General features: G+C 69.1%; 5 protein-coding genes. All 5 read right to left on the reverse strand.

The features are described from left to right. A partial coding sequence (locus FDZ70_04825; GenBank protein ID TLM77920.1) for a hypothetical protein occupies nt 1-1,032 on the reverse strand: 1,032 nt, incomplete at its 3' end. A 24-nt stretch (nt 1,033-1,056) separates the two neighbouring features. Further along, the gene (locus FDZ70_04830) at nt 1,057-2,436 is read right to left on the reverse strand and encodes a twin-arginine translocation signal domain-containing protein (GenBank protein ID TLM77921.1); all 1,380 of its coding nucleotides are present in this window, start codon (nt 2,434-2,436) and stop codon (nt 1,057-1,059) included. A gap of 330 nt (nt 2,437-2,766) precedes the next feature. Beyond that, complete coding sequence (locus tag FDZ70_04835; GenBank protein TLM77922.1) at nt 2,767-4,278, reverse strand: hypothetical protein; 1,512 nt, start codon at nt 4,276-4,278, stop codon at nt 2,767-2,769. A gap of 16 nt (nt 4,279-4,294) precedes the next feature. Next, nucleotides 4,295-5,377, reverse strand: a complete 1,083-nt coding sequence (locus FDZ70_04840; GenBank protein ID TLM77923.1) for a tetratricopeptide repeat protein — start codon at nt 5,375-5,377, stop codon at nt 4,295-4,297. Nucleotides 5,378-5,518: 141 nt separating this feature from the next. Continuing rightward, nucleotides 5,519-6,349: a hypothetical protein gene (locus FDZ70_04845; GenBank protein TLM77924.1), complete on the reverse strand. Its 831-nt coding sequence runs from the start codon at nt 6,347-6,349 to the stop codon at nt 5,519-5,521. Between the last annotated feature and the right edge of the window lie 321 nt (nt 6,350-6,670).

A 6,670-nucleotide genomic window follows, 5' to 3' on the forward strand; every position in this document is an offset into this window, starting at 1 on the left:
GGAGTACAGCGTGTGCTCATTGAGCAGCCCGCCGCTGATGTCGGCGGCCACGATCGTGCCGCTCGTCTCCGCGGCGCCGAAGTACCCGCCCGCGTTCTTGACCCAGCCGCGCGGGAAGTGGTTCGACGCAACACCATCGGCCGTCGGCGCGACGCCCGCGTACGGGAAGCTGCCCCACGACAGGAAGTTGCCGCAACCCGCGCCCCAGCCCTGACCGCCGTTGTGCTCGTTGTCGAAGTTCGGGTACAGGGCGCCGAGCGCGAGGACGATCGGGATGTACTCGCGGATGACGAAGTCACCGATCTCGGTCATGAAGCTGGTGAACTTCGTGCACTTCGTGGCCATGGCGGAGTCGGCCTTGTAGGTCGTCACGCCACCGGCGACGTAGCACGAGGTCATCGGCATGCGGCCGGCGAACATCGCGCCCGCCTCGAAGGTGAGGCGGCGGATGCGCAGGGCCTTGACGTACTGCTTGATGACCGCGGACCACAGGTCGGCCGAGAAGCCCTCGTCGTCGAGCGGGAGCACGCTGCTCGTCGCGTAGTTCGGGATCGCGAGGCCACCGTTGGTGCCTCCGGCGCTCGCGAGCAACAGCGGGCTGTAGTACGCGTCGTCGAAGTACGGGGTCCACGGCGGGACCGCCGGCCCCTGGACGTAGCTCGGAGCCGCCAGGTGATAGAAGTGCGTGAGGCTCGACATCAGGTACTCGGCGCCGAGCACCATGTTCCTGATGTGGATCGCCTTGGTCGGGATCTCGCCCATGCCCGTCTGGAACTGGTGCGTGCCCGAGTAGCCGATCGCGGCCTCGACGGCCCACGTCGACGCCTGGCCGTGCGGGACCGGGCAGACGCCGCAGATGCGCTGCGTGAACGTGATCGCGTCGTTGGGCTCGCGGCCGATCAGGAAGTTCTCGAAGCCGCGCCACAGGTTGCCGTGGACTTCGACGTCCGTGATCGCTGCGCCGGCGGTGGTGAGCTTCGCACCGAGGTGACCCTCGATGCGTGAGATGGGATCGAGCTCATGGACTGCCATCTAGTCTTCTCCCTCCTTCCCCATCTAGCGGCGGACGACGAACGGCACGAACCGGTCCGGGTAGCCGGGCTCCGTGCAACCCATGCACGGAGCGCCACCCGCGACGCAGTTGCCGCCCTTCGCGCCCTGGACAGTAGCGATACCGTAGTCCCACGAGGTGTCGTTCTCGGGCTGCTGACCGTTCCAGCCGTGCACGGTGCACAGCGAGTTGGTCGACGGGCCCTTGCAGCCGATGAGCTGCAGGCAGCCACGCTCGCCCGGCCGGGTCGCGTACACGCCGTTCAGGAAGTCCTGGTAGCGGGTGCAGGCGGGGCCGTGGAGCGGCACACCGTAGACCGCCTTGAGACGGCGGTTGCCATCGACGGCGGTCGACTTGATGTTGCCGGCCGAGTCGAGGATGCCGAGCGGCCCGTCCGCGGGAACCGGGGCGCCGGGACCGTTGAAGTAGTCGACGAGGAACGCGACGACCGACAGCGTGAACCACCACGGGTTGGTCGGGCAGCCGGGGACGTTGATGACCTTGTCCTTGGCACCGGCGGCGTGGTCGAGGTGGTCGTACGTGCCGCGCGCCGGGGTCTGGCTCGCCGTGAACTTCGGCGAGACGCAACCCGGGTAGCCGCCGAACGTGGCGCACTGGCCGATGGCCACGACGCCGATGCAGTCACCGCGGCCGGCGAGCGTCGTGACGACGTCGTCGAAGCTGTGCTCGGCGGACGCGCCGTCGGCGCCGTCCATGCCGATCGAGCACCACGGGAAGCCGTTGCCGGCCGTGTCGCTCCACGCGCCCGCTTCAGTCTTGTCCTGGGTCGCGCCCTCGACCACGAGCACGAAGGCCTTGGTCGGGTCGTCCCCAGCGGTCATCTGGTCGAGCAGCCACTGGTACGCGAGGTCGCCGCCCATGCCGTTGACCGTCTCGTGGTACTCGAGCGAGATGAAGTCGACCAGCACGTCCGCGATGTTCGCGATGTAGGCACCGCGAGTCGCGTTCGCGTCGGTGTCGAAGTCCGAGCCGGTGACGGGCGCGGAGTTGACGACCGTGCGGTGGCCGAACGGGTGGCCGGCGTCGAGACCGTTGGTCACGACCTGGGTGCCGTCGCCGTTGCCGCCGACCGCCAGGTCGAGAGCGGCGAGCGTCGAGACGCCGCTGCCGTAGATGGCCTCGCCCTGCACGTCCTCGAAGAGGGACAGGAGCGACGTCGAGCAGCCGGTGCACTCCGCGCCGTGTACCCAGACCACGCGGGGCTTCTGGTACCAGAAGAGCGTCCCCGCCGGGGCGTGGGCGAAGACCTCGGAGATCTTGGCCGCGTCGACCTGGCTGAGCCCCATGGCCGCGGCCAGAGTGCCGAGCCTGGTGACGAACTGTCGCCTGGTTATCGCCATGCTTTTCGAACCTCCTTCACGCATTCCGGAGTTACAACCTTTGGCTCCCGCTGCGAGCGGACGTGCGTCACCTCCTCCTCGGGCCCGTCGCGGGCAACGGGCGGAGGCGTCACGATCGGACGGAAGCGAGGAGTGCCCCTACCCCTAGGGGCTCGTGCTCGAACCGTGCGGTCATCGTGCCGGCTCCGACCCGGTTATGCCGTGTATGCGCTTGTCATCCGGGGCGCACAACGCCCCACCCCGTTGTAACAGTTGTTACATGGGTAGGCGTAGCGTAGCGTCACGCGTGCTCGCGGTCAATGCCGTTCGGCAGTCAGATTCGTTCATCTTCCTGCGCAAACGCCGTTCGTTCCGCTAGGACCGCCGCTCGTCCGTCGGGGCGCCCTTCCTCGTGAAGCGCTCGATGAACTCGTCGCGGTCGACGACGTCGATGTCGAGCACCTTCGCGATGCGCCTCAGTTCGGGATCCTGCGTGCAGAAGACGTGCGAGCGCTGGGCGATCGCCATCGTGATCGAGGTCGGCTCGTCGAGCTCGAGACGCTCACGCAACGACCTCGCGTCCGACTCGGAGTGGTCGGTCTCGGCTAGCAGTTCCGACATCTTCACGTCGTCCTCGCGCCGGTCGCGCAGTACCTCGTACACGTACGGCTCGACGATCCAACGGCGGCGACGGTCGGGCATCGTATGCGCCATCTCGGCGAACAGCATCGTCTCGACGAAGTCCTGCGTCGCGAAGAAGCGGCGGCGGCGGAAGAACGGCAGCAGCAGGATGGGCAGGAACGGCAGGCAGCACGCGGCCCACTCCCACGCCGTGCGCGGCGTCGGGATGGGCTGAGCCTCGGCGGGCCAGCCCCACACCTGCACGCGCGCGTTGGAGGTGTCCGCGATGAACATGTACGCGTTCTTGGCGACGGACACGTCGTTCGGGTAGCTGAACTGGCCCTCGAGCACACCGTGCTCGCCGAAGGACGCGAGCTTCGCGCCGGTGACGTTCATGATCGTGCAGTCATGGCTGAGCGTGTCGGCGACCAAGAAGTTCGCCGGGGCGTCCTTCGCCTCGCCCGACAGCCGCGGCAGGAAGTCCATGCCGCGCGGCAGGCCCTCCATCTCGACCAGCCGCAGATAGTCGCCGGCCAGGTTGTAGACCTTCAGGCGGCGGTTGTTGCTGTCGGCGACCCACACCTCGTCGCCGTGCACCTTCACGCTGTTCGGGAACATGAACAGCTGCGGGTCGTCGCCGGCCTTGCTCACCTGTCCGCCCGTGCCGATCGAGCGCTTGAACGCACCGTCCGGCCCGAAGACCAGGAGCCGGTGGCCGACGATCTCGGTGACGTAGAGCGTCCCGTCGTCTGCGAAGTCGAGCGCGATCGGCGCCCACTGGACGCCGCCGGTCTCGAACTTGGGCAGCTGCTCGGCCGGTAGCTTCGGGTCGAACTCGCGCTTGAACGTGCCGGCGGCGTCGAAGATGCAGATCGCGCGCAGCCGGCGGTCCGTCACCCAGTACTCGCCGGTCTTGGGGTGCTTGGCGATGTACAGCGGGATGACGAGCTTGCCGTCGCCGAAGGAGCGGACGAGCCGCCCCTCGAGGGTGTAGACGCCCACCCGACGCTGCCGGCCGTCCGTCACGAACACGCGATTCCCGTCGACGAGCACGCCGAGCGGCCGCTGCATCTTGCCCGAGTCAGGCCCGCTGAACGAGTAGAGGTACTCCGGGGGCGCGAGTGAGGCCGCCCTGCTGCCGGTGAGATCGAAGTCGAGCGTGATGCGCTTCGTCGCGCGGTAGTTCCAGTACAGCCCGCCCAGCAGCAGGATCAGGACGACCAGCACCGCTATGACGACCAGCCTCTTGCGCCTGCCCCGGTTCATCCTGCCCGCCTCTTCGTCACTTGGCGCCCAACCGCGCCAGAGCGTCCGTGACCGCCGGGTTCTCCGGCTCGATCTTCGCCGCGTCCTTGTATGCGGCAACGGCGGCGCTGGTGTCGCGCGACGCCTCGAGCGCCTGTGCGTACAGCAACGCCCCGTCGAAGCCTTCCGGGTCGAGCAGCGCGGCGAACTGCGACTCCGAGACCGCGGTCTCGACGTCGCCGGCGTCGAGCGCCTTGCGCGCGGCCGCCATGCGCCGCTCCACCGGGCCGAGCGAGTCCACGGCGTCCGCCGCGATCTGGTTGTCCGGCGCGAGCGCGTACGCCAGGCCGAAGTGCTCGGCAGCCTTGAGCTCGCTGCCGGCGTCCAGATAGATGTCGCCGAGCTCGTACTGGGCCTGCGCCATACCCGGGTCGAACGCGACCGCGATCTCGAGTTGCTCGAGCGCCATCTCGTCCCTGCCCATGCCGCGGTATGCGAGCGCCAGCTCGAGGTAGGTGTCAGCGGCGTCCTTGCGGATGCGCAGCGCCTCCTTGAAGAACGGGACCGCGTCCTCGTAGCGCTTCTGGGTGAGCGCGATCTCGCCGAGGTGGAACAGCGCCAGCTCACGGCGCTCGTCGATGCCCGTGTACTGCCCGCTGCTCGTGAGGTCCACGACCTTCTGGAAGTAGCCCTCGGCCGTGCCGTACTCGCCCTGCTGCATCGCAAGCCGGCCGAGATCGATGAGCGCTCCGGTGTGATCGGGGTTGGCCTTCAGCGCTTGGTTGAGCTGCTCCACGGCCTCGTCGAGGATGCCCGCGGCCGCGAGCGCCTCGCCGTACCGTACGCGCAGCTCGGCGTCGTTGGGCGTCGCGCGCACCAGGCCGCGCAACTCCTTGAGCGTGCGGCTCGCGGGGGTCGCCTCGCTCTCCGCGCGCCGATCGTTGATGACCGTGCCGACGAAGACGACCGCCAGCACGGCCAGCAGCACGGCGAGGACATAGACGGCGATCCGCAGCCCGTCATCGAGACGGCTCGGCGCGATACCGCCGAGCCGGGACCTGAGGGCCTCGAGCCCTCGCGCTTCCCGCCCGCTCGCGCGGTCTTGCTTGTCTGCGTCCAACCCTCGCCCCTTCTCACGGCTGTGCGCGGTCGCAGCGCCGGTGGCCACGCACGGTGCGCCCGACCTTAGCGAACGGTGCGCCGAAGCGTCAACGATGCCCCCTGCGTCTCCACGGATTCCACGCGGGACACGCGGCGGCCCTCACATGACCGCCTCTGCCACCGCCGTCAGCGTCGACCTCAGCGCCTCCGGGCGCCTGCTCTTGGAGTACATCTCGAAGACGACCATGGCCGCGCCGTCGCTCGTTCCGATGACCGCGTAGCCGCGGGCGTTCGTGCCGAAGTACGCGTCCCGCCCGCCGACCTTCACGGTCGCCGCCGCCGACGGGTAGGCGGACTTGACGTCCGAGGCGATCTTGTCCGAGGCCTGCGCCGCGTCCTTGAACTGCTCGGCCTGGATGACCAGCTGGACCACGTCACCCGACGCGGTCGGATAGTAGACGCGGCTCACCGACAGCACATCGGGGACGACCGACTGTGCAGCGTACCCGGCGATCGAGTCCGGTACGTACTTAAGGAGGTTGACCACCGGGCCGGCGGGCGTGTTCGTCGTGCCGCCGCTCGGAGTGCCCGACGGAGTCGACGGGCCGACGGCCGGAGGCGGGTCGTCACCGCCGCCGAGTGCGTCACGCTGCGACGCGGCGTTGCGGAAGGCGGGGTCGAGGCGGGCCACCTCGTCGAGCTTGGCCCGCGCCGCCTTCAGGTCGCCCGCGGCGATGTCCTCCTGTGCGCGGCGGTACAGGTCCTCGAGCTTGCGATGGGTGTCGCACACGACGGTGCTCGTCCGCACCGAGTACCTGCCGGCCTCCTTCTGGGGGACGACGAGCGTCTCGATCTGCTCGCTGACCACTTCACCGTACGTGCAGAGCACCTGAGTGCCCGACTGCAGCTCGACGGTCCTGGGCTTGCAGCCCGAGACCCCGGCCCCGGCGACGAGCAGGCCTGCGAGCGCTGCGGCGAAGAACCTCCTCATGTGCCGTCCTCCTCAGCAGACCGACGCGCGTACGCACTGGCGACGCCCACGGCGACGAGCCCGGCGAGCGCAACACCGACAGCCGCCACCTGGAGCGGCGCGAACACCGGCTCGAACACCAGCCGAGCATACTCCGTACCGAAGTCCTGCTGAACGGCTGCAGGCAGCCACGTGTTCCAAGTGTGCAGCGGCACCGCGCGCAGGACGGGATAGGCAAGCGCGGCGACGATGCCGGCCACGACGGGACGGGCCGTCTCGATCGCGGACGCCGCCAGCCACACGGCGGCCACGACCGCGAGCCAGCCGCCGGCGGTCTCCCAC

The organism is Actinomycetota bacterium, from assembly GCA_005774595.1.
GTDB lineage: Bacteria > Actinomycetota > Coriobacteriia > Anaerosomatales > D1FN1-002 > D1FN1-002.